We start from the raw sequence: 22,779 nt of genomic DNA, 5'->3' as shown, positions 1-22,779 counted from the left end.
GAAAGGACCGGCATATGGGACGCAGTCTATGGAAAGGCGCCATCAGCTTCGGGCTGGTGCATATTCCGGTCGAGATGTATCCGGCGGTGCGCGACAACGCGCTCGACCTGACCATGCTCGACCGCCGCGACTTCTCGCCGGTCGGCTTCAAGCGCTATAACAAGGGCAACAACAAGGAAGTCGCCTGGGACGATATCGTCAAGGGCTACGAGTACGGCGACGGCGAATACGTGGTGCTGTCCGAGGAAGACCTGCGCCGCGCGAACCCCGAGGCGACCGGCACCATCGACATCCTGGCATTCGTCGACGCCGGCACGGTACCGCTGCTGTACTACGAGCAGCCCTACTATCTGGCGCCCGGCAAGGGCGGCGACAAGGTGTATGCGCTGCTGCGCGAAACCTTGCGCAAGGTCGGCAAGATCGGCATCGCCACGGTGATCATCCGCGTCAAGCAGCACTTGGCGGCGCTGGTGTGCGAGGGCGACACGATCGTGCTCAACACGCTGCGCTACAGCGACGAGATTCGTCCCACCGATGAACTCAAGATCCCGACCGCCAAATCGAAGACTGCCGCCATCACGGACAAGGAATTGAAGATGGCGATGGCACTCGTCGAAGGCATGAGCGAGGACTGGGAGCCGGAGCAGTACCACGACACCTACCGCGAGGACATCCTGGCGCTGGTCGAAAAGAAGGTCAAGGCCAGACAGACCAAGAGCATCACCATGCCGGAGAAGGAAAATGCGCCGGCCGGCAAAGGCAACGTCATCGACCTGGTGGCGCTGCTTCAGCAAAGCCTGGGAAAGAAGCCCGGCAAGGGCAAGGCGGCCAACGACGACGAGGACGATGCCGACGACGAGGAAACGCCGCCAGCCAAGCCGCGCAAGTCGGCATCGAAAACCACCGCGACCAAGACGGCAGCCAAGAGCGCCGCAAAAACGGCCGCGAAGCCGGCCGCCAAACCGAGGGCGGCGCCGGCCAAGGCGGCGCCGGCACGGCGCAAGGCCGCGTGAGCTGGCAGGAGACGCATGGAAGAGATCTTTACTTTACTTGAGTGGCCGGCGATGGCGATCAGCCTTGCCGCCGCATGGTGGATGGGGTCTAAAAAACCGGGGAAACGCATCGTCGCATTCTGGATGCTCATCGCCGGTAACCTGATGTGGATCGCCTGGGGCTGGGGCGAAGCCGCCTATGCCCTCATCGCGCTCAACGCCGGCCTGTTGGCCCTGAACGTGCGCGGCATTCGCAAGAATGAGGATGCTTGAGCCCCCGATACGGGCGATACTCATGTGATAATGTTCGTCGCTTCGCAGTGTAGCTGCCAACGTTTAACAGGACATCACCATGAAATTTGCCACATTGGCGGCTTCCGCCCTGCTCGCACTGAGCGCCGGCGCGGCACTCGCCGACGTTACCGAGCAAGAAGCCATTCAAGCCCAGGTTGCGGGCGCGATGGCGTCGGCCGACTATGCCGCCGCAAAGTGCCCCAAGCTGGGCGTCGACAAGGAACGCCTGGCCGAACAGATCAAAAAATCCGGCAAAACGGCGGAACAATTGCGCGCCACGGAGGACTACGCCGATCAGCGCAACGTGGTCGAGACCATGGCAAAAGGCGAAAAAGGCTTTATGGTGTGCATGCTGCTCGCGCGCGCGCATGGCGGATATGGTCGCGGCATCGTCGTCGAGAAAGAATAGATTGGTACTCCAGGCGCGTGCTGGCCTGGCGCATCAGCAACAGCATGGATGCGTCATTTTGCGTGGACTGCCTGGTGGAGGCGTTGGTCGATCATGGCACGCCCGATATCTTCAACACAGACCAGGGCAGCCAGTTCACGAGCCTGACGTTCACGGGCGTCTTGAAGCGGGAGAGCGTGGATATCAGCATGGATGGGCGGGGCCGCGCCTCGGACAACATCTTCGTGGAGCGCCCGCTGGAGCCTTTGTATGATTCAGAAAATTTATCCTTTTGTCCGCTTATTCATGTCCGATGGGATGCTGGAAAAGTCGATCGATGAAATTGATGGACAAGGCAATGTCGCTGATCCGCGTACCAATCTGACCCGCCGCGTGGCTGAGGCCAGAGGAAAACCGATAAAGGATCTCATGACGGACGAACTTTGCACATTATTGCGACAGCGTATGGGTGGGACGATAGCACTGGCACTCGGGCTGTTTATCGTCTCGGAAGAGCCGTTGATTTGCGGGGATGTAGGCAGCGGGGATCTGCTGCAATTGACGCTGGAGTACGACTGGAGCGACTGGCTCGCTACCCAGCAGTACGGAACCGATCCATGGATCAGCATGTCGACTGCGGACAGTACCGTTTCTGGATTGCGCCAATCGATCTCCGAATGGGAGAAGCTGTACGCAAAAATGGAGTTAGCCAGCCGAGCTTAGGTAAAGGCAGAGCGCCGGATGCGTGCATAAACAATAATTTGGCAGCAAAATGCGCGTTTATTTCCGGGAAGGCGCTTGCCCAATCATGCACCTCGCATACCGGGAGATCGTTTACCCGGCAATGAGCACTTGGGGAAGCGCTGATCAATTGAAGATTCTGCCAGCCGCGCGACATTTTTAGGGCCGCGTTTCCGATTGGCCGTATCGCTCATGTTCAAGCCGTTGAGCCAGCCAATGCTTCTGTCTTATCGGCTTTTCGTCGCCGTTTCATCGTCACGACGTAGCGCCCGTTTCCGAGACCCTACATTGTCGGCCTGCGAGCATGACGGGTCCGCAAAGCCGCAAAAAGTGAACAATTGAGCTGTGTTATTCGCCGAGCCGCCGTAACGCCCTTTCCGATGACGAAAGAGGTCCTTCACGTCATGAAACGGATACTCAACCTTGGCTCGCACGCTGCCTTCAAGTGCTCCGGCTTTTCCGTCATTCGACCGAGCCTGTTGGGAGGCAGCGGCGTGCGCTTGGACCGCTTCATGGCGACGTACCAGGTCACCTTGGTGTCGAGATTCTCTTCGCGTGTTTCAAGGCTCTGGTATCCTGCATCGCCCAATCCCGGGTGAAGCGTACCGCCGATGCGTCTTCGCTTTGCCCCCGAAGCTGCAGTACGAGATCATTGTAAAAATCTATTAGATCTATAATATTAATTACCTTTGTCTAAATAGCTGACTCAACTACACTCCTCGCATCGAATCACCACTGAGGAGTTGCAAGCATGAGCCAAGACCAACAGATCACCACCGCTTCCGGCATCCCGGTCGCCGACAACCAGAACTCCATCAGCGCCGGTCCACGCGGCCCCTTGCTGCTACAGGACTTCCACCTCATCGAAAAGCTCCAGCACTTCAACCGCGAGCGCATTCCGGAGCGCGTGGTGCACGCCAAAGGTTCTGGCGCCTACGGTACCTTCACTGTCACGCATGACATCGGCCACCTCACCAAAGCGAAACTGTTCAGCGACATCGGCAAGCAAACCGCGACATTCGCCCGCTTCTCCACCGTTGGCGGTGAGCGCGGCAGCGCCGACACCGAACGCGATCCGCGCGGTTTCGCCCTGCGCTTCTACACGGAAGAAGGCAACTGGGACCTGGTCGGCAATAACACGCCGATGTTCTTCATCAAGGACCCGATCAAGTTCCCCGACTTCATCCACACCCAAAAGCGCTGCCCGCGCAGCAATCTCAAGTCGCCGACGATGATGTTCGACTTCTGGAGCAAGGCCCCGGAAAGCCTGCACCAGGTGACGATGCTGTTTTCCGACCGTGGCACCCCGGACGGCTACCGCCACATGGACGGTTTCGGCAGCCATACCTATAGCCTGATCAACGCCGCCGGCGAACGTGTCTACGTCAAATGGCACTTCAAGACGCGCCAGGGCATCAAGAACCTGTCCGCAGCCGATGCCGCGCGCATCGCCGGCGAAGATCCGGACTACGCCCAGCGCGACCTGTTCGGCGCCATCGAACGCGGCGACTTCCCGCAGTGGGAAGTACGCCTCCAGGTAGCGACCGAGCAGCAACTGGACGACTGGGAAGCGCGCACCGGCTGGAACCCGTTCGACCTGACCAAGGTCTGGCCGCACCGCGACTTCCCGCTCCAGCCGGTCGGCATCTTCGAGCTCAATCGCAATCCCGACAATTACCACGCCGAAGTCGAACAAGTGGCATTTTCGCCCGCCAACGCGGTGCCGGGCATGGGCTACTCGCCGGACAAGATGCTGCAAGGCCGCCTGTTCGCCTACCACGACGCCCAGTTGTACCGGGTCGGCACCAACCACCAGCACTTGCCGGTGAACGCGCCACGCTGCCCGATGCACAACCAGCAGCGCGACGGCACGATGGCGGTGCACAACGGCGGCGCCGCGCAGAACTACGCCACCGTCAACGCGGTGGGCAGCGCCCCGCGCGGCATGGGCCACGGCGAACCGGAACTGGGGCTGCGCGGCGGCGCCGGCCGCTTCGATGGGCGTGGCATGGAAGACGACTACACCCAGGCCGGCAACCTGTTCCGCCTCCTCACGCCGCAGGAAAAGCTGAACCTGTGCGCCAACCTGGCCGGGCCTCTGAGCCAGGTCGACGACGAGATCCTGCAACGCCAGCTGGCGCACTTCGACAAGGCCGACACTGCCTACGGCGCCGGCGTGCGGGACGCGCTCAACATCAAATAAGCGTGAAGCGCGTGGGCCCGGCGGCCCGCGCGCTACGTCACTCCTTCTTGAAGCCCAGCTTCTTCATGGCGGCCGCCAGCGTTTTGGCGGCCTTCGCGTAGCCGGCCCACGGTGCGTTGCCGTGGTCCAGCCGCGCGTGCGCGTTATGCACGGTCCACTGGTCGCCAGACTTGAGTCCGGCCAGTTCATCCCACCCGACCGGCACCGAAATCCCCAGCCCCGGCCGCACCCGCGCCGACCACGCGCACGCGGTGGTGGCGCCACGCCCGTTGCGCAGGTAATCGATGAAGATCTTGCCGACCCGGTTTTTCGGCCCGCTCTTGAACGCAAAACGGTCCGGCAGCGTGGCCGCCAGATGGCGCACCACTTCCTGCGAAAAGTCCTTCACCGTATCCCAATCGAGGCTGCCCTTGAGCGGCACCACCACGTGCAAGCCCTTGCCGCCGCTGGTCTTCAGAAAACACGGCAGGCCCAGTTCGTCCAGGAACGCGTGCATGAGCTGCGCCGCTTCCTGGATGGCGCCCCAATCGACGCCCTCGCCCGGGTCGAGGTCGAACACCATGCGGTTGGGCGCCTCGTAGCTTTTCCCGATGGCGTTCTGGGTGTGGAACTCCACCACGTTCCACTGCGCCGCCGACAAAATGCCGCCCACGCCGCCCACTTCCAGCATCGGCGGATGCTCGGGGTCGAGCGCCGGGTCCATCTGCTTCACGCCGGGCAGCTTGCCCACCTCCGCATGCTTCTGGAAAAACAGCTCGCCGCCCACGCCGGACGGGGCACGCACCAGCGACACCGGCCTGCCCTTGAGATGCTCCATCATCAGCGTGCCGACCAGCGCGTAATAGCGAATCAGGTCGATCTTGGTGGTGCCGCTTTGCGCGTCGATCACGCGCTCGCCGTGGGTGACCTTGAGCGTGGCCGGCAGCTTGCCTTCCGGCGCCACCGGTTCCGTCTTCCTGCTTGCGGCCCTGGCCTTGGTCTTGGCCGCCGTTGTCGTCGTTTGCGTCTGCATCACATCCTCCACATGTCTGGCCACTTCGCGCCGAATTCCTTTGGCTGGCTTGTCGCTGCGCAGGCCCTGGAATACGGCATGGCGGATTGCCCCCGCGCTGGTCCACTCGGCAAAGCTGACCTCCGCGACCAGCGTGGGCTTGACCCAATGGTGCTTGCGGCCCGCGACCGCCTTGGGTGGAAACGGGCTCTCGCCGGTATCGAGGGCGCTTAATTTGTCTTTCAGGTCGCGCAGCACGGCCTGGGTAAATCCGCTGCCGACATTGCCGGCGTACTGCAGCACACCATCCTTGTCGTGGGTCCCCAGCAGCAGCGCGCCGATGCCGGCGCGCGCGCCTTGCGGATCGGTATAGCCGCCGATGACGAATTCCTGGCGCTGGCCGCATTTGAGCTTGATCCAGTCGGGCGAGCGGCGCGTGACATAGCGCGAGTCGCGCCGCTTGCCGATCACCCCTTCCAGTCCCAGCTTGCAGGCGGCAACGACCAGTTCCCCGGGATCGGTGCCGAATTCGCTTGAGAACCGCACCGCCCCGGACGCCGTCTTTTCCAGCGCGGCACCGAGCAGCGCGCGGCGCGCTTCGAGCGGCACGTCGCGCAGGTCGTAGCCCTTGAAGTACGGCGCATCGAACAGGAAGTACACGATATCGGCGGTGTTCGCGCCATCGAAGGCCAGCTGCAACTGGCCGAAATCGGGCCGTCCGTTCTCGTCATGGACCACGATTTCGCCGTCGTACCAGCCGTCCGGCAGCTTGAGTTTGACCAGTTCCTTGTGCAGCGGTTCGAGCTTGTGGGTCCAGTCGTGGCCATTGCGGGTAAACAGCTGCACCTGTTTGCCGTCGACCCGGGCCAGCAAGCGATAGCCGTCGAACTTGACCTCGAAGATCCAGTCGGCCGGATCAGGGGGCGGCTGGTCGACCAGGGTCGCCAGTTGCGGCGACAGCGATGCGGGCAGGGCCGCCTTGAGCGCGCCCTCGGGCATGCCACGGCCGCCGGCCTTGGGCGCCGCCTTTGCCTTCGCTTTCACGGCTTTTAAGCCCGGCATCGGCAGCTTGCCGACGCTGTCGGGCATCTCGTCGACGACCGAAAACTCGGCGGCGGGCCTGGTGAAATCGTCCTTTTCCTTGATCAGCAGCCAGGGCTCCTGCTTTTCGCCCTTGCCCTTCATCCGCACCAGCACCCATTTTCCGTGCATTTTATGGCCGTGCATCTCGAACTTGAGGTTCCCGCTCTCGTAGCCCTTGCGCGCATCGTCGAGCGGCTGCCAGGTCCCTTTGTCCCAGATGATCACCTTGCCGGCACCGTACTGCTTTTCCGGGATCGTGCCCTCGAAGCTGGCGTACGAGATCGGATGATCCTCGACGTGCACCGCCATCCGCTTGTCCCTGGTGTCGTAGCTCGGCCCCTTGGGCACGGCCCAGCTTTTCATGGTGCCGTCCAGTTCCAGCCTGAAGTCGTAGTGCAGGCGGCTGGCCCAGTGCTTCTGGATCACGAAGGTCAGCGCGCCGGCCGCAGGTTCGCCGCCGTCGGCCGGTTCAGACGTGATCGAGAAATTGCGCTTGGACCGATAGACCTTCAGTGCCTCCGCCATGACGGCGACCTCCGCTTGGTGGTTTTTTTGCCGAGTCTAGAGCCAGGCAGGCCGCACGACTGTTCGCCAGCTAACGGAGCTGAATGTAAGTAGTTGTAAATCGCGTCAACTGATGCGCAAGCGGCCGCGTTAGTGACTCTGTAGCACCCAAGAATTGCTCCACCATATAACCACACTGAGGAAACACCATGAAAAAAGTTATCGCATCGTTGATCGCCGGTCTGTTCGCTACCTCGGTTTTCGCCCAGGCTCCCGCCGCTCCCGCCGCACCAGCGGTCAAAGCAGAAGCGAAAGAAATGAAAGCGGTCGCCAAAGCCGACGCAAAAGAAGCCAAAGCCGATGCCAAAGCTGATGCAAAAGTAGAAAAAGCGCACGCTGAAGCCAAGTCCGACGTCGCTGTAGCCAACGCTGACGCCACCAAATCGAAGGCAAAAGCGCATTCGAAAGCGAAAAAAGCCAAAGCAGAAGCCAAAGCCGACAAAGCTGTCGACAATGCTGAAGCCAAAAAAGACGCAGCAATGAAGTAAGTTTCACCGGTAGTGAGAAGAAAAAGACAGCTTGCCTGTCTTTTTTTTCGTCCGCACGTTTGCGAATATTCTTTTTCAATGCCATAAAGAAACAATATTTCGACAAAAAACAGCGCGCTTTGCTTCCGTTCTAACCCCTTTTCACCCGATGCTCCGTTTCACAGGCAATGCCGGTACGACCGGCCAACCGGAGCCTCCCATGTTGAACCGATTTTTAGCCGCGGCGCTGCTGTGCCTCGCTTGCCCCCTCACCCATGCATCGCGCACCATGTCCGAACCACGGCCGGTACGCCTGATGCCAACCGAAGCAGCGGCCCAGCCGATCGAGCTGCGCCAGTTGACCGTCAGTGCCGTCATCAGCGGCAATATGGCCCAGACCACCGTGCGCATGGTGTTCTACAACCCGAACCCGCGCCAGCTCGAAGGCAATCTGCAATTCCCCCTGCTCGCGGGCCAGCAGATCAATGCCTTCGCCCTCGACATCGGCGGCAAGATGCGCCCTGCGGTTCCGGTCGAAAAAGAGCGTGGCCGCGCCGTATTCGAGGCAATCGTCCGGCGCGGGGTCGACCCGGCCCTGCTCGAAGTCACCGAGGGGAACAACTTCAAGCTGCGCGTGTATCCGATCATGGGGCGCAGTACACGCACGGTGGAACTGAGCTACGGCGAAGCCTTGTCCCAGCACGGCGGCCTGGCGACCTGGCGGCTGCCGCTCGAATATGGAAAAGTGCGCGACATGGACCTGACCGTCCGTGTGAACGGCGCCGCCACGGCCCCGGTGGTGGACGGACTGGAACCCGGCTTGCAGTTTGAGCCGACTGCGGGCGCCTGGCAGGCACACATGCGGCGCCAGGACTTCGCAGCCAGCGGAAATATCGTCATCCGGACCGCCGCCGGCAGCAAAACGCGCGTCTACACCGAGAAGCGCCTCGGTGAAAGGTGGTTCCTGGCCGAGATCCCGGTGGCGCAAGTGCTGGAACGGCGTACGCCACCGCGCATCATCGGCCTGCTGTGGGATAGCTCCGGATCGGCCGAAAAACGCGACATCAACGCCGAACTGGCCACCCTCGATCAGTACTTCCGTGCGCTTGGCCAGGTGCAGGTGCGCCTGACGCGCTTGCGCGACCGCCCGGAAGCGCAGCAAGTGTTCGATATCCGCGGCGGCAACTGGAGCGCACTGCGGCGCGCACTGGAAAGCACCCGCTACGATGGGGCCAGCGCACTCAATGACTGGAAGCCGCAAGCGGATGTCGACCAGTACCTGCTCATGAGCGATGGCCTGTCCAACTATGGACCGGCCAGGGCGCCCGTGCTGGCGCCGCACCAGTCGCTGTTTGCCATGACCTCGTCATTGTCGGCCGATAGCGGCCGCCTCGCGGCGCTGGCTGAACGTCATCATGGCCAGTTCATCAGGATCGGGGAAGGCGCAGCGGACGGCATCGGTGCGCTGATGTTCGCACCGATGCGCGTCGAACACGTGGAGGCGACCGGCGCGACCGATATCCAAGCCGGCACGGGAACGGTCGAAGGCGGCATGCTGCGCATCGCGGGACGCCTGCTGGCACCCGACACCACCTTGTCCGTGACGCTGGCGAACGGCGCAAAGACCGACACCATCAAATTGCAGGTGGATGCCGGCGCGCCGCAGCATCCCCTGGCCGCACTGACGTGGGCGGCAATGCGCCTGCACGCGCTCGAAGCGGACGCCGACCTGCATCGCGCCGAAATTGCCCGCATCGGACGCCGCTTCGGCATCCCGACCCGGGATACCTCGCTGATCGTGCTGGAGACGCTTGACGACTATGTGCGCTACGAGATCGAACCACCGGCGGACGATCTTGACGCCTGGCGCAAACGCAAGGAGCTGCTCAATGCCGGTCGCGGCGCGGCGCGCGTGAAGCACCTTGACGAGGTAGTGAGGAATTTCCAGAACCGTACGGCCTGGTGGAACAGCACGTTCCCGCGCGTGCCGGTGAAGGTCGCGCCAGCGCTCACCCAGGAATATTCGCGGCCGGTTATGGTGGCGCCGGCACCAGCGCCTTCAGCGAAAATGGTGGCGGATACGCCGGCCAGCTTCAACAGGTTCTCGTCGGCCGTGGATGAAAGAAGCAATTTCAAACCCGGGATGCTGGTGCGGCAGCACGAAACGATGAGCGGACAAAAGACGCCAGCGATTGGCATGGGGCTGAAAAAATGGGTGCCCAACGCGCCCTACATCCAGCGCATGCGCGACGCCGATGCCGGCAGCGTGTACGCCATTTATCTGGACCAGAAGCCGGACTACGCCGACAGCAGCGCCTTTTACCTTGACGCCGCCGACATCCTGCTGGAAAAAGGCCAGCGCGACCTGGCGCTGCGGGTGCTGTCCAACCTGGCCGAAATGGACCTGGAAAACCGCGCGGTGCTGCGCATTCTCGGCTATCGCCTGCTGCAGGCCAATGCGCCGCAGCTGGCGGTGCCGGTATTCGAGAAGGTGCAGCGCCTGGCCGGTGAAGAACCGCAGTCCTGGCGCGACCTGGGCCTGGCGCTGGCGGCCACCGGCCGCACGCAGGAAGCCATCGACACGCTGTACGAGGTCGTCGAGCGCCCTTGGGACGGCCGCTTTCCGGATATCGAGACGATCGTCCTGGCTGAAATCAACGCCATTGTGGCGGCGTCGGCCAAGCCGCTGGACGTGCGCCGCATCGATCCGCGCCTGCGCGCCAGCCTGCCGCTCGACTTGCGCGTGGTGCTGACCTGGGACGCCGACAACAGCGATATGGACTTGTGGGTGACGGCGCCGAACGGCGAAAAATCGAGCTACCAGCACCGCTTGTCGAGCCAGGGCGCGCGCATGTCGAACGATTTCATGGGCGGCTACGGACCGGAAGAGTTTTCGCTGCGCCGCGCCGCGCCCGGCAAATACCGGATCGAAGCAAATTATTACGGCAACCGCCAGCAGCTGGTGGCGGGCGCCACGACCTTGCAGGTGAAGCTGTTTACGGCGTTCGGCACGCCGCGCCAGAAAGAGCAGTCCATCACGCTGCGCCTGAAAGAGCGCAGCGAAACGGTGTTTGTGGGAGAGTTCGAAGTCAAGCCGTGAAGAGCATCAGCGCTTGACTGCCGCGATCCGGGCCAGCATCTCGTCCGGCACCGGATAGTCGGGATAGGCGACGCGGAACTTGGTCCACTCGGCCAGCGCGTCGCTTTTCAAGTCCGCCTTGAGCATCGCGTCGATCACCGACAGCCAGTCGCGCGCGCGCTTGGCATGTGCCGCTTCCTGGTCCGCGCGCCGCCCGAACGCCTCGTTTTCCTTGCGCACCGCCAGGCCCGGCGCCGCTGCATGGTTGGAGAACCGCTGGGTCGTCGTCTCGGCGCTGCGCTTCGCGTCGACGGCCACGCGTTCCGACGGTGGAGCAGCCGCCGCTTTCATTGCCGGCAGGTCCGCCGCAATGTCTTTTTCTCCCCGCACGCGCGCCAATGCTGGCGCAGACGCATAGTTATCCTGCATTTGCTGTTTCGGCTCGGCAGCGGCGCTTGCCTTGCCTTCGTCCACGACAGGCGGCGGCGCGGTGGGCTTGGAAAGGGCCGGCGCGGCGGCAACCGTCACTGGCGCCCGTGGCGGCGCCGAAGGCGCTTGCGCCATCACTGGCGGTGGCGGTGGAGCCGCCGCGGGCGCCGCCTCGGCGACCACCACTGGCGCCGGCTCCGGCGCCATCGCTGCGGGCGGTTCGTGCCGCACCACCTGGGCTGCGGTCATCTCGCCTTCCATCCGTACGCCTCCCTGGTACAGCTGGTGTCCCAGCACGCCGGCGAGCACGCCCGCCGCAATCCCGGCCGGGATGCGCCAGCGCCGGCCCAGGCCCGGCGCCAGGCGTGGCGATGCATCGCCGCCGGTGGCGTCGTTGGCCGCCGCCGGCCGCGCCTCTTGCGCCAGCCCCGCCTTCACATACCCCAGGATCGCGGCATCGAGCTGCGCGCTCGATGCCGGCTGGGTCACCCCGTGCAGACGGCGCGACAGATCGTCTTCCCCGCGCAGGAAGGCGTCGAACTCCTCGTCGCTCATGTCATCGTTGTTCACTCAGTCTCCCTTCGCGCAGTTTCCGCATGGCGTAGCGCAACCGGCTCTTGACCGTTTCCACCGGCGCTGCCACCAGGGCGGCGATGTCTTCGAGGCTCATGCCGCAAAACTGCTGCAATACCAGCGCCTCTTTCTGCTCGCTCGGCAAACTGGCCAGTGCCAGGTGCAGGCTGTCTTGCTGCTGCTTGTGTTCGAGCGCGACGTCGGGCGAAACCACATCCTGCGCCGCATCGGCCAGCGAGTCAAATACGTCGCGGCCATCCGTGCCGCTACCCAGTTCCGCCGCCAGCACCGGTTGCTGCTGGCGTAGCAGGTCGAGCAGGCGATTGCGGGCGATCTGGTAAAGATAGGTGCGGAACGCGGCCTCCGGCTGGTAGCGGCTGCGGGCATGATGCAGGTTGATCCAGCTGTCCTGCACGATCTCGTCGACCCAGTCCGCGCGCGGCGAACGCCAGGCGACGAAGCGGTACAGGCCCGCAGAGTGACGGCGATAGAGTTCCTCGAAGGCGAGCAGGTCGCCATCGCGGTAGCGCAGCATCAGCTGCTCGTCTGGTAAGGTGGCGCGCATGTGCGGCCATTGTATGGCCTGCCCTGTGAATACGCAATTGGCGCGGCATGAAAGCCGCGCCAATTGCGATGGTGGGAATCTTACCTGATGATTACCGGATCATTACTGCCAGCCGCCGCCCAGGGAGCGGATCAGCGCCACGGTGGTCGTGGCGCGGTCGCCGCGCAGCTTGACCGCGTTGCGTTCGACCGCAGCCAGGTTGCGCTGGGCGTCGAGCAGGTCGAGATAGCTCGAACGGCCCGCCTGGTACAGCTTCTGCGCCAGGTCGGCCGAACGGCGCGCCGACACCACCGCCGCGTCGATCTGCTCGGTCTGGCCTGCCAGGATGCGCAGGCCGGCCAGGTTGTCTTCGACTTCGGCAAAGGCCACCAGCACGTTCTGGCGGTACGTTGCAACCGACTCCTCCAGCACCGCTTCGCTGCGCGCGATATTGGCCTTGTTGCGGCCACCGTCGATGATCGGCATCGACAGCAGCGCGCCCAGCACCCATGAACGCGCGCTCCAGCTGAACAGATTGCCGCCGCTGCCGGACTCGGTACCCAGGCCGCCGGTCAGGCTCAGGGACGGATACATCGCCGTCTTGGCCACGCCGATGCGGGCGTTCGCGGCAATCATCGCGCGCTGGGCGGCGGTGATGTCGGGACGGCGCTCAAGCAGTGACGATGGCAGCCCGGCCGGAATGGCCGGCAGCAGCGCCGATTCCAGCAACGGGTTGACGTCGGCGCTGAACATGGCCGCCGGTTTCCCCAGCAGCACCGCCAGTGCGTGTTCATACTGCACGCGCTGACGCTGCAAGCCGATCGCCTCGGCCTTCACCGTCGACAGTTCGGTCCTGGCGCGGGCCAGGTCGAATTCGCCGATGTCGCCATTGTCGTAGCGGCTCTGGTTCACCTTCACGCTTTGCGCACGCAGGTCCACGGTGCGCGCCAGGGTCGCCAGTTCGGCGTCCGTTTCGCGCAGCTTGAAGTAAGTCTGCGCCACGTCGGCCTGCAAGGCCAGCAAGACCGACTTGTAGGTCGCCTCGGAAGCTTGCGCATCGGCTCGCGATGCGCTGACACTGGCGGCCACGCGGCCGAACAGATCGAGCTCGTAGCTTGCGCTCAGCCTGGCCTGGTACACATTGCCGGGTACGGCCGGCGCATCGTCGGCCAGGCCGCGCGACACGCCCGACGTGCGGCTGCGCTGCGCGCCCATGCCCGCCCCCAGCTGCGGCGAACGGTCCGCCTCGGCGAGGCCGGCCAGCGCCCTGGCCTGCTTCACGCGCGCCGCAGCCACCGCCAGGCTGGCGTTGGCGTCGGTGGCTTCCTTGATCAAGGCGGTCAGGTTGGCGTCGTTAAACGCCAGCCACCACTCGCCGCGCGCCTGCCCTTCGGCCGGCTGCGCCACCTTCCAGCGGGTGCCGTCGGCCGCCTGCAGCGGCTCGGACGATTCCTTGAAGCTCGACGGCATGTCGAGCGCCGGCGCTTTCAGTTCCGGCACGCTGGAACAGGCCACCAGCAGCAGCGCCGCCAGCAAGGGCGCGACGCGCCTGGTGATGGTTCTCGTCATATCAGTCATTACACTGCTCCTTCCAGATGCGCAGGCACTGCCACGCTTGATTTCTTTTCCATCTTCTTGGCGAAGGTACGCAGCAGCACGTAGAACACCGGCGTGAGGAACAGACCGAAGAAGGTCACGCCCAGCATGCCGCCGAACACCGCCACGCCCATCGCATGGCGCATTTCGGCGCCGGCGCCGCTCGAGAACACCAGTGGCACCACACCCATGATGAACGCGATCGACGTCATCAGGATCGGACGCAGACGCAGGCGGCAAGCTTCCAGCGCGGCTTCGACGATGGTGCGGCCATGGTCTTCGAGTTCGCGGGCGAATTCGACGATCAGGATCGCATTCTTCGACGCCAGCCCGACCAGCACGAACAGCGCGATCTGGGTAAAGATGTTGTTGTCGCCACCGGTGAGCTTGACGCCAATGAGCGCGCACAGGATCGACATCGGCACGATCAGGATCACGGCAAGCGGCAGGGTCCAGCTTTCGTACTGCGCGGCGAGCACCAGGAACACCAGCAGTACGCACAGCGGGAACACCAGCACCATCGTATTACCGGACAAGATCTCCTGGTAGGTCAGCTCGGTCCACTCGAACGCGACACCCTTCGGCAGCACTTCGGCGGCGATCTTTTCCAGCGCGGCCTGGGCCTGGCCGGACGAAATGCCGGGAGCCGGGCCACCGTTCATGTCGGCCGAGACGTAAGCGTTGTAGCGCTGCACGCGGTCCGGACCATAGGTGTCCTTGACGCGCATCAGCGACGACAGCGGGATCATTTCGCCCTTGTCGTTACGCACCTTGAGCTGGGCGATCTGGTCGGGCTGCGAGCGGAACGGCGCATCGGCCTGCACACGCACCTGGTAGGTACGGCCAAACTGGTTAAAGTCGTTCACGTACAGCGAGCCCAGATTGATCTGCAAGGTCTGGTAGATGGTGGCAAGCGGCACGCCGAGCTGCTTGGCCTTGACCCGGTCGACGTCCGCGAACAGCTGCGGCACGTTGATCTGGAAGCTGGAGAACACGCCGGCCAGCTGCGGGTTCTGCCACGCTTTCATCTGCATCGCCTGGCTGGCCTTGTACAACTCGTCGTAGCCCACGTTGCCGCGGTCTTCCAGCATCATCTTGAAGCCGCCGATGGTTCCCAGGCCGTTGACCGGCGGTGGCGGGAACACCATGATGAATGCATCCTGGATGGCGCCGAGGCGCTTGTTCACTTCCTGCGCGATTTCCGGACCCGATTCGCCCTTGCCGGTGCGCTGGTCGAACGGCTTGAGGGAGAAGAACACGATGCCCGAATTCGGCGCATTGGTAAAACCGTTGATCGACAGGCCAGGGAAGGCGATTGACGATTCCACGCCAGGCACACTGGCGGCGATGTCCGACATCTTGCGGATCACGGTATCGGTGCGGTCCAGCGAGGCGGCGTCGGGCAACTGGGCGAAGCCGACCAGATACTGCTTGTCCTGGGCCGGTACGAAGCCGCTCGGCACTACCTTGAACATGAACACGGCGGCCACGGCCAGCACGGCGTACACCACCAGCGAGATGCCTTTACGCTTGAGGACAATGTTCACGCCACCTTCGTAGCGGGTCGATGCGCGGCCGAAGAAGCGGTTGAACCAGGCGAAGAAACCGCCGAACAGTTTGTCCATCCCGCGGGTCAGGCGATCTTTCGGCGCATGGTGCGGTTTGAGCAAGGCGGCGGCCAGGGCCGGCGACAGGGTCAGCGAGCTGAATGCCGAAATCACGGTCGAAATGGCGATCGTCAGCGCGAACTGGCGATAGAACTGGCCCGACAGGCCGGCCACGAAGGCGATCGGCACGAACACCGCGCACAGCACCAGCGCGATGGCGATGATCGGACCGCTCACCTCTTTCATGGCCTGCACCGTGGCGTCGCGCGGGCTCAAGCCATCCTGGATGTTGCGTTCGACGTTTTCCACCACCACGATCGCGTCATCGACCACGATACCGATCGCCAGCACCAGGCCGAACAGCGACAGCGTGTTGATCGAAAAGCCGAAGCCCAGCATCACGGCAAAGGTACCGATGATCGATACCGGCACGGCCAGCAGCGGAATAATCGATGCGCGCCAGGTTTGCAGGAAGATGATCACCACCAGCACCACCAGGGCCACCGCTTCGAGCAGGGTGTGAATGACCGCCTTGATCGACTCGCGCACGAACTGGGTCGGGTCGTACACGACGCTGAAGTCGACGCCATCCGGGAAGTCCTTCTTCAGTTCCGCCATCTTGGCGCGAACATCGGCCGACAGTTGCAGCGCGTTGGCGCCCGGCGCCTCGAAAATCGCGATGGCCGCAGCCGACTTGTTGTTCAGCAGCGAACGCAGGGCGTACGAGTTCGAGCCCAGTTCGATGCGGGCCACGTCGCGCAGGTGGGTAATGGCGCCGTCGGAGCCGGTGCGCACGATGATGTCGCCGAATTCCTCGACGCTGGTCAGTCGGCCCTGGGTGTTGACGGTCAGCTGGAACTCGGAACCTTTCGAGGGCGACGCGCCGATCACGCCGGCGGCAACCTGCACGTTCTGCTCGCGTACCGCGGCGACGACGTCGGACGCGGTCATGCCGCGCGCGGCGACCTTTTGCGGATCGAGCCAGATGCGCATGGCGTAGTCGCCCGCGCCGAACAGCTGGGTTTCACCCATGCCCTGGATACGGGCCAGCTGGTCCTTCACGTTCAGCACCGCGTAGTTACGCAGGTAGACGTCGTCGTAGCGGCCCGTTGGCGAGACCAGGTGGACCACCATGGTCAGGTTGGGCGAGCTTTTCACGGCGGTCACGCCGATCTGGCGCACTTCCTCGGGCAGGCGTGGCAAGGCGCGCTGGATGCGGTTTTGCACCTGCGACTCGGCCTGTTCGACGTTGGTGCCGACCTTGAACGTCACCGTCAGGGTCAGCGAACCGTCGGAGGTGTTCTGCGACGACATGTACAGCATGTTTTCGACGCCGTTGATCTGCTCTTCCAGCGGGGCGGCGACGGTTTCGGCGATCACTTTCGGGTTCGCGCCTGGGTACTGGGCACGCACCACCACCGATGGCGGCACCACGTCAGGGTATTCGGAGATCGGCAGCTTGAAGATCGACAGCAGGCCGGCCACGAATATGATGATCGACAGGACGGCCGCGAAAATCGGCCGGTCGATAAAGAATCGTGAAAAGTTCATGTGAATTATTCCTTGGTTTTAGCCGATGCGTCGGCGACCTTGATCTCGGCCTTGGTGTCGGCGGGCTTCGGTTCGGCTGTCTTGGTGTCGTCCGTTTTTGCTTGCGGCGCCTTGCTGTCCTGGTCCATCGCCACGATCTGGGCCGTCACCGGCGCGCCAGGCTGCACGCGCTGCAAGCCGTTGACGACGATCTTCTCGCCCGGCTTGACGCCGCTGCGTACCACGCGCAGGCCGTCGATGGACGGGCCGAGCGTCACGGCGCGGTATTCGGCCTTGCTGTCGGCGCCGATCACGTAGACGAATTTGCGATTCTGGTCGGTGCCGATGGCGCGGTCGCTGATCAGGATTGCCTTCGCTTGCGTGCTGTCGCTGCCGCTCAACTGGACGCGTGCGAACAGGCCCGGGACGAGCGTGTTGTCGGTGTTGTCGAACATGGCGCGCATGCGCACGCTGCCGGTGGCCGAATCGAGGCGGTTGTCGACGAATTCGAGCTTGCCTTCGTGCGGAAAGCCGCTTTCGTTGGCCAGCCCGATATTGACCGGCACCGTCGCGCCCTTCTGGGCCACGCGGCCGACGCGCAGGTAGGTATCTTCGTCGCCGTCGAAGGTGGCGTAGATCGGATTGCTCGACACGACCGAGGTCAGGATCACGGCGCCATCGACCAGGTTACCAAGGGTGACTTCGGCTTTCGAGACGCGCCCGCCGATCGGCGCGTGCACATTGGTGTAGCTCAGGTTCAGGCGCGCCGCTTCGAGCGAGGCCTGCGCCGCGCGCACGTTGGCGTCGAGTTCCTTCAGGCCCGAGGCCTTTTCGTCGAACTCGCGCTGCGCGATCGCCTTGTCGCCCAGCAGGCGCTCGGCGCGGGCCAGTTCCAGCTTGGCCAGGTCGGCGCGCGCGCGGGCCGAGCTGACCGCCGCTTCGGCGCGGTTTGCTTCCGCCTGGTACGGACGCGGGTCGATCACGAACAGCACATCGCCCTTCTTGACGACGCTGCCCGGCTTGAAGTTCACCGAGGTGATGAAGCCATTCGCGCGCGCCCGGATGTCGACCCGGTCGACCGCTTCCAGGCGGCCCGAAAACTCCTGGGTCTCGTTGACCGAGCGCTCGATCACGGTGGCGGCGGTGATCGGCGGCCCGGCCGGTGCTGCCGGCTGGGCCTTGCTGTTCGCGTCGTCGCAACCCGCCAGCGACAATGCCGCCAGCCCCGCCAGTGCCATCGCGGCGGCGAGCGGCCGGGCGAAGGTCATTAATCGATTAGTGGTTTTCATGTTGTTCCTCTTATTGATGAAAATATTTAATGAATCAGGCGGTAAGCGAGGCTACAGCGCCCTGCGGTGTTGCGAAAAGGCGAAAAGGGTCCGTACGCTGCGCCGAGGATCTCTCAGCGCAGCTGCACGGGGGTAACTGGTGGTGGTGTTACGGGTAACGCGTCGTATCAGGGTGGGCTGGGCGGGGCATCCAGGCCATGTAAAAAATTGCCGATTTCATGCAGCGCAACGGCCTTGCAGGCACAGTCGTTGCGCGCGGCCGGGTCTTGCAGCGGCGCCGGCGCCATCCGCTTGACCGTGGTGGTGACGCCGCAGGTGGCCAGCTTGGCGCCATATTGTTCCGCCTCGTCGCGCAGGGGATCGTCTTCGGCCGACAGGATCAGGGCCGGCGGCAGGTTCTTGAGCCGGCTCGATTGCAGCGGCGACGCATACGGGTGCGTGCGGTCGGCGGCATTCGGCAGGTAGCCGCGGTAGCTCGCGGCGCAGCTGTCGGCCACGCTGGCCTGGCTGGGGTCCTGCGGAATTTCGCGCATCGAGCAGGTCGACAAGCCCGGGTCGAGCATCGGCATGATCAGGATCTGGCCGTGCAGCGCCGGGCCGCCCCGGTCGCGCGCGATCAGCGTGCACACGGCGGCCAGGTTGGCGCCCGCTTCGATGCCCGATACCAGCAGGCGCTTGCCGCTCCATCCCAGCTTGGCCTTGTGCTTCTTGGCCCACACCAGCACCGCGTGCGCATCTTCGGCGGCGGCGGGAAACGGGCGCTCGGTCGCCAGGGTATAGCACGATGCCAGCACCAGGTTTTGGGTCGAGCAGCTGGCCAGGTGGCGCAGGAATTCGTCCGCCTCATCGAGGTCGCCGCCGACAAAACCGCCGCTGTGGAAGAACACGATCAAGCCATCCTTCTTGGCGCCGGCGTCGCCGCCCGCATACAGACGCGCAGCCAGCGGGCCTTCGGCCCCCGCAACCTCCAGGTCGCGGATTTTCAGCTGCGCCGGCGCGTCCACGCGATTCATTCCGCCACTCCCGGCTCGTCATCGGACCTGGCCACCAGCGTGCTGCCGAACAGGTCGTGTGCAAGTGCGTCAAAACCGACGCTTTCGGCGCTCGCCGCTTGCGGAAACTGGTCGGTCAGGGCGGTACCCGTCAGCGTCAGCATCGCCATCGCGAGTGTCGCGACCAACATGATTGCTTTTTGATAACGCATAAAAAGTTCCCCTTTCCTTCCCGTTGTCCTGACATCCTTTGATGCAGTACGGCCACTTTAAACTTGTTCTACAATCTGATAAAGAGGGCAACAGCGAATTGATTGTTCAGGATTCTGAACAATACGGAGGAATATGAATAAATTGCAAGCGATGGAAGTGTTTGTGCAGGTGGTCGACGCTGGGGGCTTCACGCGCGCGGCCGAGAACATGCAGCTGCCCAAGGCCACCGTCTCGACCCTGGTGCAGGCACTGGAACTGGCGCTCGCAGTCAAGTTGCTGCACCGCACCACCCGCCATGTAAGCGTGACCGCCGACGGCGCCGCCTATTACGAGCGCTGCCTGCGCATCCTGTCGGACGTGCGCGAAGCGGAGGAATCGCTCTCGCGCAACCGCGCCAATCCGAGCGGACGGCTGCGGGTCGATGTATCGAGCGGCATCGCCAACGACCTCCTGATTCCCTCGCTGTCCGACTTTTTCCATCGCTACCCGGACATCCGCCTCGACCTCGGATGCAGCGACCGTCCGGTCGACCTGATCGAAGAAGGCGTCGATTGCGCCATCCGCGGCGGCAACCTGCCCGATTCGGCCCTGATCGCGCGCCGCGTCGGGGTCCTGCATTTCGTCACCTGCGCCACGCCCGCCTACCTGGACCAGCATGGGCGGCCCACGCATCCGAACGACCTGGCCAGCCACCGCTGCATCAACTATTTCTCCACCAAGACCGGCAAGACCTACGATTGGGACTTTGCGCGCGGCGACGAAGTGATCAACATCGCCGCGCCAGCCTGCCTGGCCGTGAACGATTCGACCGCGTATATGCGGGCCGGCATGCAGGGACTGGGACTGGTGCAGATGTCGAGCTTCATGGCCGAATCGATGGTCGCCGCCGGCACGCTGGAAATCGTCCTCGCCGACTGGACCAGCACCCCGCTGCCGATCAACGTGGTGTACCCTCAAAACCGCCACCTGTCGGCCAAGGTGCGCGTATTCGTGGAATGGGTGGCCGACCTGTTCCTCACCTATCCACAACTGCAACTGCAAAGGCTCTGACATGCATACCATCGTTTTCCTGGACCGCGCCAGTCTCAAGGCCAATGTGCGCCGCCCGGCGTTCGGACATGAATGGCGCGAACACGCCGCCAGCGGCGCCGGCGAGGTGGTCGAGCGCCTGCGCGGCGCCACCATCGCCATCACCAACAAGGTGGCGCTGCGCGCGGCCGACATCGCGCAGCTGCCGGAGCTGAAAATGGTGGCCATTTCCGCCACCGGCACCAACAATGTCGATCTCGATGCCTGCCGCGAGCGCGGCATCATCGTCTCGAACATCCGCGATTACTCGCTGGTGGCGGTGCCGGAGCACTGCTTCAGCCTCATTCTCGCCTTGCGCCGCAACCTGAAAGCGTACGGCGCCGACGTCGATGCCGGGCACTGGCAGAGGTCGAGCCAGTTTTGCCTGCACAGTCATCCGATTGCCGACCTGGCGGGCAGCCGCCTCGGCATCGTCGGTTACGGCGCGCTGGGAAAGAAGGTGGCGGCCATCGGGCGCGCCTTCGGCATGCGCATCGCCGTGGTGTCACGCTCGACAGTGGACGACCCCGGGGTCGAGGTGCTCACGCTCGATGAACTGCTGCGCACCAGCGATGTGGTCAGCCTGCACCTGCCTTTGACCGCGCAGACGGCCAATATGATCGGCGCGCAGCAGCTGGCCCAAATGAAGCCCGGCGCCCTTCTGATCAACACGGCGCGCGGCGGCCTGGTGGACGAAGCGGCGCTGGCCCGCGCGCTGACCGGCGGCGTGCTCGGTGGCGCCGGCTTCGACGTGTTGAGCCAGGAGCCGCCGGCGCCGGACAACCCGCTGCTGGCCCTGCGCCTGCCGAATTTCATCCTGACGCCGCACGTGGCCTGGGCCAGCGCGGGGGCGATGCAAACCCTGGCCGATATGCTGATCGATAACGTGGAGGCGTTCGAGGCCGGCCGGCCGCTGAACGTGGTCTGACCGCGTCTGACGCACATCGCGCGCGCGGCGGCAGGGCCTCAGAACGTCCCTGGCAACAGGATGTTCCGGTCGACGTCGTTGACGTCGCGCAGGCCGCAAAACGCCATCGTCAGATCAAGCTCGTTGCGGATGATCTCCAGGCACTTGCTCACGCCCTGCTCGCCCAGCGCTCCCAGGCCGTACAGGAACGGCCGCCCGATATACACGCCCTTGGCGCCGAGCGCCAGCGCCCGGATCACATCCTGCCCCGAGCGCACACCGCCATCCATGTGCACCTCGATGCGCTTGCCCACCGCCTCCACGATGGCCGGCAGCGCGCCGATGCTCGACTGCGCGCCATCGAGCTGGCGTCCGCCGTGGTTGGACACGATCAGCGCATCGGCGCCACTGTCGGCCGCCAGGCGCGCATCCTCGGCATCCATGATGCCCTTGATGATCAGCTTTCCGCCCCAGCGCCGCTTGATCCACTCCACATCGGCCCACGACAGCGCCGGATCGAACTGCTGCGAGGTCCAGGCCGACAGCGACGACATGTCCGATACATCGCTGGCATGGCCGACGATATTGCCGAAGCCGCGCCGCGGCGTGCGCAGGATGCCCATGACCCAGCGCGGCTTGGTCATCAGGTTGACGATGTTCGCCAGCGTCATTTTGGGCGGGGCCGTCATGCCGTTGCGGATATCCTTGTGGCGCTGGCCCAGCACCTGCAAGTCGAGCGTGAGCACCAGCGCCGAACAGCGCGCCGCCTTGGCGCGGTCGATCAGGCGGTTGATGAATTCGCGGTCCTTCATCACGTACAGCTGGAACCAGAACGGCTTGGTGGTGTGCGCCGCCACATCCTCGATCGAACAGATGCTCATGGTCGACAGCGTGAACGGCACGCCGAACCGTTCGGCGGCGCGCGCTGCCAGGATTTCGCCGTCGGCATGCTGCATGCCGGTCAGGCCGGTCGGCGCCAGGGCCACCGGCATCGCCACTTCCTGCCCCACCATCGTGCTGCGCGTGGTGCGGTCGACCAGATTGACCGCCACCCGCTGGCGGAATTTGATCTTCGCAAAATCGTCGCTGTTGGCGCGGTAGGTCGATTCGGTCCACGAACCGGCGTCGGCATAGTCGTAGAACATGCGCGGCACGCGCTTGCGCGCCAGAACCCGCAGGTCTTCAATCGTCGTGATGATGGTCATGCATCTCCCTGTTAACGTCGTGCG

At 64.0% G+C, this 22,779-nt stretch carries 19 protein-coding genes and 1 pseudogene; 10 read left to right on the top strand and 10 right to left on the bottom strand.

Annotated features, from left to right (window positions below):
• Nucleotides 1-14: 14 nt before the first annotated feature.
• From ku to F2P44_RS21225, 5 genes are all read left to right on the top strand, one after another.
• Complete coding sequence (gene ku / locus F2P44_RS21245; RefSeq protein ID WP_167089034.1) at nt 15-1,013, top strand: non-homologous end joining protein Ku; 999 nt, start codon at nt 15-17, stop codon at nt 1,011-1,013.
• 15 nt (nt 1,014-1,028) lie between these two features.
• Nucleotides 1,029-1,265 (top strand): hypothetical protein, encoded by a 237-nt coding sequence (locus F2P44_RS21240; RefSeq protein WP_167089033.1) that lies wholly within the window; start codon nt 1,029-1,031, stop codon nt 1,263-1,265.
• A 94-nt stretch (nt 1,266-1,359) separates the two neighbouring features.
• Nucleotides 1,360-1,695, top strand: coding sequence for a hypothetical protein (locus tag F2P44_RS21235; protein ID WP_167089032.1), 336 nt, complete (start codon nt 1,360-1,362; stop codon nt 1,693-1,695).
• Between the two features lie 17 nt (nt 1,696-1,712).
• Nucleotides 1,713-2,015, top strand: coding sequence for a DDE-type integrase/transposase/recombinase (locus F2P44_RS21230; protein ID WP_370662731.1), 303 nt, complete (start codon nt 1,713-1,715; stop codon nt 2,013-2,015).
• Nucleotides 1,945-2,397, top strand: a complete 453-nt coding sequence (locus F2P44_RS21225) for a contact-dependent growth inhibition system immunity protein (protein WP_167089031.1) — start codon at nt 1,945-1,947, stop codon at nt 2,395-2,397. The genes F2P44_RS21230 and F2P44_RS21225 overlap by 71 nt, the downstream gene beginning before the upstream one ends.
• A 273-nt stretch (nt 2,398-2,670) precedes the next feature.
• Here the strand turns inward: F2P44_RS21225 and F2P44_RS36620 are convergent.
• Nucleotides 2,671-3,004 (bottom strand): annotated as a pseudogene (locus F2P44_RS36620) (transposase); the annotation flags it as partial.
• A 162-nt stretch (nt 3,005-3,166) separates the two neighbouring features.
• On the opposite strand from F2P44_RS36620, the gene F2P44_RS21215 reads away from it, so the two are divergent.
• Nucleotides 3,167-4,618, top strand: a complete 1,452-nt coding sequence (locus F2P44_RS21215) for a catalase (RefSeq protein WP_167089030.1) — start codon at nt 3,167-3,169, stop codon at nt 4,616-4,618.
• A gap of 37 nt (nt 4,619-4,655) precedes the next feature.
• Here the strand turns inward: F2P44_RS21215 and ligD are convergent, their stop codons facing one another.
• Nucleotides 4,656-7,217 carry a DNA ligase D gene (gene ligD / locus F2P44_RS21210; RefSeq protein ID WP_167089029.1) on the bottom strand — a complete coding sequence of 854 codons (2,562 nt, stop codon included), beginning with the start codon at nt 7,215-7,217 and terminating at the stop codon, nt 4,656-4,658.
• A gap of 188 nt (nt 7,218-7,405) precedes the next feature.
• Here ligD and F2P44_RS21205 point away from each other — a divergent pair, with 188 nt between their 5' ends.
• Together F2P44_RS21205 and F2P44_RS21200 are read left to right on the top strand one after the other, a co-directional pair.
• Nucleotides 7,406-7,744: a hypothetical protein gene (locus F2P44_RS21205; protein WP_167089028.1), complete on the top strand. Its 339-nt coding sequence runs from the start codon at nt 7,406-7,408 to the stop codon at nt 7,742-7,744.
• Nucleotides 7,745-7,943: 199 nt separating this feature from the next.
• The gene (locus F2P44_RS21200; protein WP_167089027.1) at nt 7,944-10,823 is read left to right on the top strand and encodes a DUF2135 domain-containing protein; all 2,880 of its coding nucleotides are present in this window, start codon (nt 7,944-7,946) and stop codon (nt 10,821-10,823) included.
• A gap of 6 nt (nt 10,824-10,829) precedes the next feature.
• Here the strand turns inward: F2P44_RS21200 and F2P44_RS21195 are convergent, their stop codons facing one another.
• The 7 genes from F2P44_RS21195 to F2P44_RS21165 all read right to left on the bottom strand — a co-directional run bounded on the left by F2P44_RS21195 (nt 10,830) and on the right by F2P44_RS21165 (nt 19,574).
• A complete protein-coding gene (locus tag F2P44_RS21195; RefSeq protein ID WP_167089026.1) occupies nt 10,830-11,801 on the bottom strand; it encodes a hypothetical protein in 972 nt (323 codons plus the stop codon).
• The gene (locus F2P44_RS21190; protein WP_229423669.1) at nt 11,788-12,369 is read right to left on the bottom strand and encodes a sigma-70 family RNA polymerase sigma factor; all 582 of its coding nucleotides are present in this window, start codon (nt 12,367-12,369) and stop codon (nt 11,788-11,790) included. Before F2P44_RS21190 ends, F2P44_RS21195 begins: the two co-directional genes overlap by 14 nt.
• A 102-nt stretch (nt 12,370-12,471) precedes the next feature.
• Nucleotides 12,472-13,917 carry an efflux transporter outer membrane subunit gene (locus tag F2P44_RS21185; RefSeq protein WP_167089103.1) on the bottom strand — a complete coding sequence of 482 codons (1,446 nt, stop codon included), beginning with the start codon at nt 13,915-13,917 and terminating at the stop codon, nt 12,472-12,474.
• Nucleotides 13,918-13,925: 8 nt separating this feature from the next.
• Entirely contained in the window at nt 13,926-17,102 is a 3,177-nt protein-coding gene (locus tag F2P44_RS21180) for an efflux RND transporter permease subunit (protein WP_167089025.1), read from the bottom strand.
• A 5-nt stretch (nt 17,103-17,107) separates the two neighbouring features.
• Complete coding sequence (locus F2P44_RS21175; protein WP_167089024.1) at nt 17,108-18,370, bottom strand: efflux RND transporter periplasmic adaptor subunit; 1,263 nt, start codon at nt 18,368-18,370, stop codon at nt 17,108-17,110.
• Nucleotides 18,371-18,537: 167 nt separating this feature from the next.
• On the bottom strand, nt 18,538-19,383 hold the full coding sequence (locus F2P44_RS21170) for an alpha/beta hydrolase (protein WP_167089023.1): 846 nt from the start codon (nt 19,381-19,383) through the stop codon (nt 18,538-18,540).
• A complete protein-coding gene (locus F2P44_RS21165) occupies nt 19,380-19,574 on the bottom strand; it encodes a hypothetical protein (protein WP_167089022.1) in 195 nt (64 codons plus the stop codon). Before F2P44_RS21165 ends, F2P44_RS21170 begins: the two co-directional genes overlap by 4 nt.
• 133 nt (nt 19,575-19,707) lie before the next feature.
• On the opposite strand from F2P44_RS21165, the gene F2P44_RS21160 reads away from it, so the two are divergent.
• Both F2P44_RS21160 and F2P44_RS21155 read left to right on the top strand, forming a co-directional pair.
• Nucleotides 19,708-20,625, top strand: a complete 918-nt coding sequence (locus F2P44_RS21160; protein WP_167089021.1) for a LysR family transcriptional regulator — start codon at nt 19,708-19,710, stop codon at nt 20,623-20,625.
• Between the two features lies 1 nt (nt 20,626).
• The gene (locus F2P44_RS21155; RefSeq protein WP_167089020.1) at nt 20,627-21,571 is read left to right on the top strand and encodes a D-2-hydroxyacid dehydrogenase; all 945 of its coding nucleotides are present in this window, start codon (nt 20,627-20,629) and stop codon (nt 21,569-21,571) included.
• Between the two features lie 38 nt (nt 21,572-21,609).
• On the opposite strand, the gene F2P44_RS21150 is transcribed toward F2P44_RS21155, so the two are convergent.
• Nucleotides 21,610-22,755, bottom strand: a complete 1,146-nt coding sequence (locus F2P44_RS21150) for an alpha-hydroxy acid oxidase (RefSeq protein WP_167089019.1) — start codon at nt 22,753-22,755, stop codon at nt 21,610-21,612.
• Nucleotides 22,756-22,779: the final 24 nt, after the last annotated feature.

The sequence above is a fragment of the Massilia frigida genome, from assembly GCF_011682175.1.
Lineage (GTDB): Bacteria > Pseudomonadota > Gammaproteobacteria > Burkholderiales > Burkholderiaceae_D > Telluria_A > Telluria_A frigida.
Note: the sequence above shows the minus strand (reverse complement) of the source record. Positions and strands in the feature narration are given on the sequence as shown.

Excerpts from the sequence above, each read along its gene's own strand:
- F2P44_RS21160 (WP_167089021.1), top strand. The coding sequence starts at position 19,708 with ATGAATAAATTGCAAGCGATGGAAGTGTTTGTGCAGGTGGTCGACGCT.
- ligD (WP_167089029.1), bottom strand. The coding sequence starts at position 7,217 with ATGGCGGAGGCACTGAAGGTCTATCGGTCCAAGCGCAATTTCTCGATC.
- F2P44_RS21215 (WP_167089030.1), top strand. The coding sequence starts at position 3,167 with ATGAGCCAAGACCAACAGATCACCACCGCTTCCGGCATCCCGGTCGCC.
- F2P44_RS21190 (WP_229423669.1), bottom strand. The coding sequence starts at position 12,369 with ATGCGCGCCACCTTACCAGACGAGCAGCTGATGCTGCGCTACCGCGAT.
- F2P44_RS21200 (WP_167089027.1), top strand. The coding sequence starts at position 7,944 with ATGTTGAACCGATTTTTAGCCGCGGCGCTGCTGTGCCTCGCTTGCCCC.
- F2P44_RS21165 (WP_167089022.1), bottom strand. The coding sequence starts at position 19,574 with ATGCGTTATCAAAAAGCAATCATGTTGGTCGCGACACTCGCGATGGCG.
- F2P44_RS21150 (WP_167089019.1), bottom strand. The coding sequence starts at position 22,755 with ATGACCATCATCACGACGATTGAAGACCTGCGGGTTCTGGCGCGCAAG.
- F2P44_RS21155 (WP_167089020.1), top strand. The coding sequence starts at position 20,627 with ATGCATACCATCGTTTTCCTGGACCGCGCCAGTCTCAAGGCCAATGTG.
- F2P44_RS21170 (WP_167089023.1), bottom strand. The coding sequence starts at position 19,383 with ATGAATCGCGTGGACGCGCCGGCGCAGCTGAAAATCCGCGACCTGGAG.
- F2P44_RS21205 (WP_167089028.1), top strand. The coding sequence starts at position 7,406 with ATGAAAAAAGTTATCGCATCGTTGATCGCCGGTCTGTTCGCTACCTCG.
- F2P44_RS21180 (WP_167089025.1), bottom strand. The coding sequence starts at position 17,102 with ATGAACTTTTCACGATTCTTTATCGACCGGCCGATTTTCGCGGCCGTC.
- F2P44_RS21185 (WP_167089103.1), bottom strand. The coding sequence starts at position 13,917 with ATGACGAGAACCATCACCAGGCGCGTCGCGCCCTTGCTGGCGGCGCTG.
- F2P44_RS21225 (WP_167089031.1), top strand. The coding sequence starts at position 1,945 with ATGATTCAGAAAATTTATCCTTTTGTCCGCTTATTCATGTCCGATGGG.
- ku (WP_167089034.1), top strand. The coding sequence starts at position 15 with ATGGGACGCAGTCTATGGAAAGGCGCCATCAGCTTCGGGCTGGTGCAT.
- F2P44_RS21240 (WP_167089033.1), top strand. The coding sequence starts at position 1,029 with ATGGAAGAGATCTTTACTTTACTTGAGTGGCCGGCGATGGCGATCAGC.
- F2P44_RS21175 (WP_167089024.1), bottom strand. The coding sequence starts at position 18,370 with ATGAAAACCACTAATCGATTAATGACCTTCGCCCGGCCGCTCGCCGCC.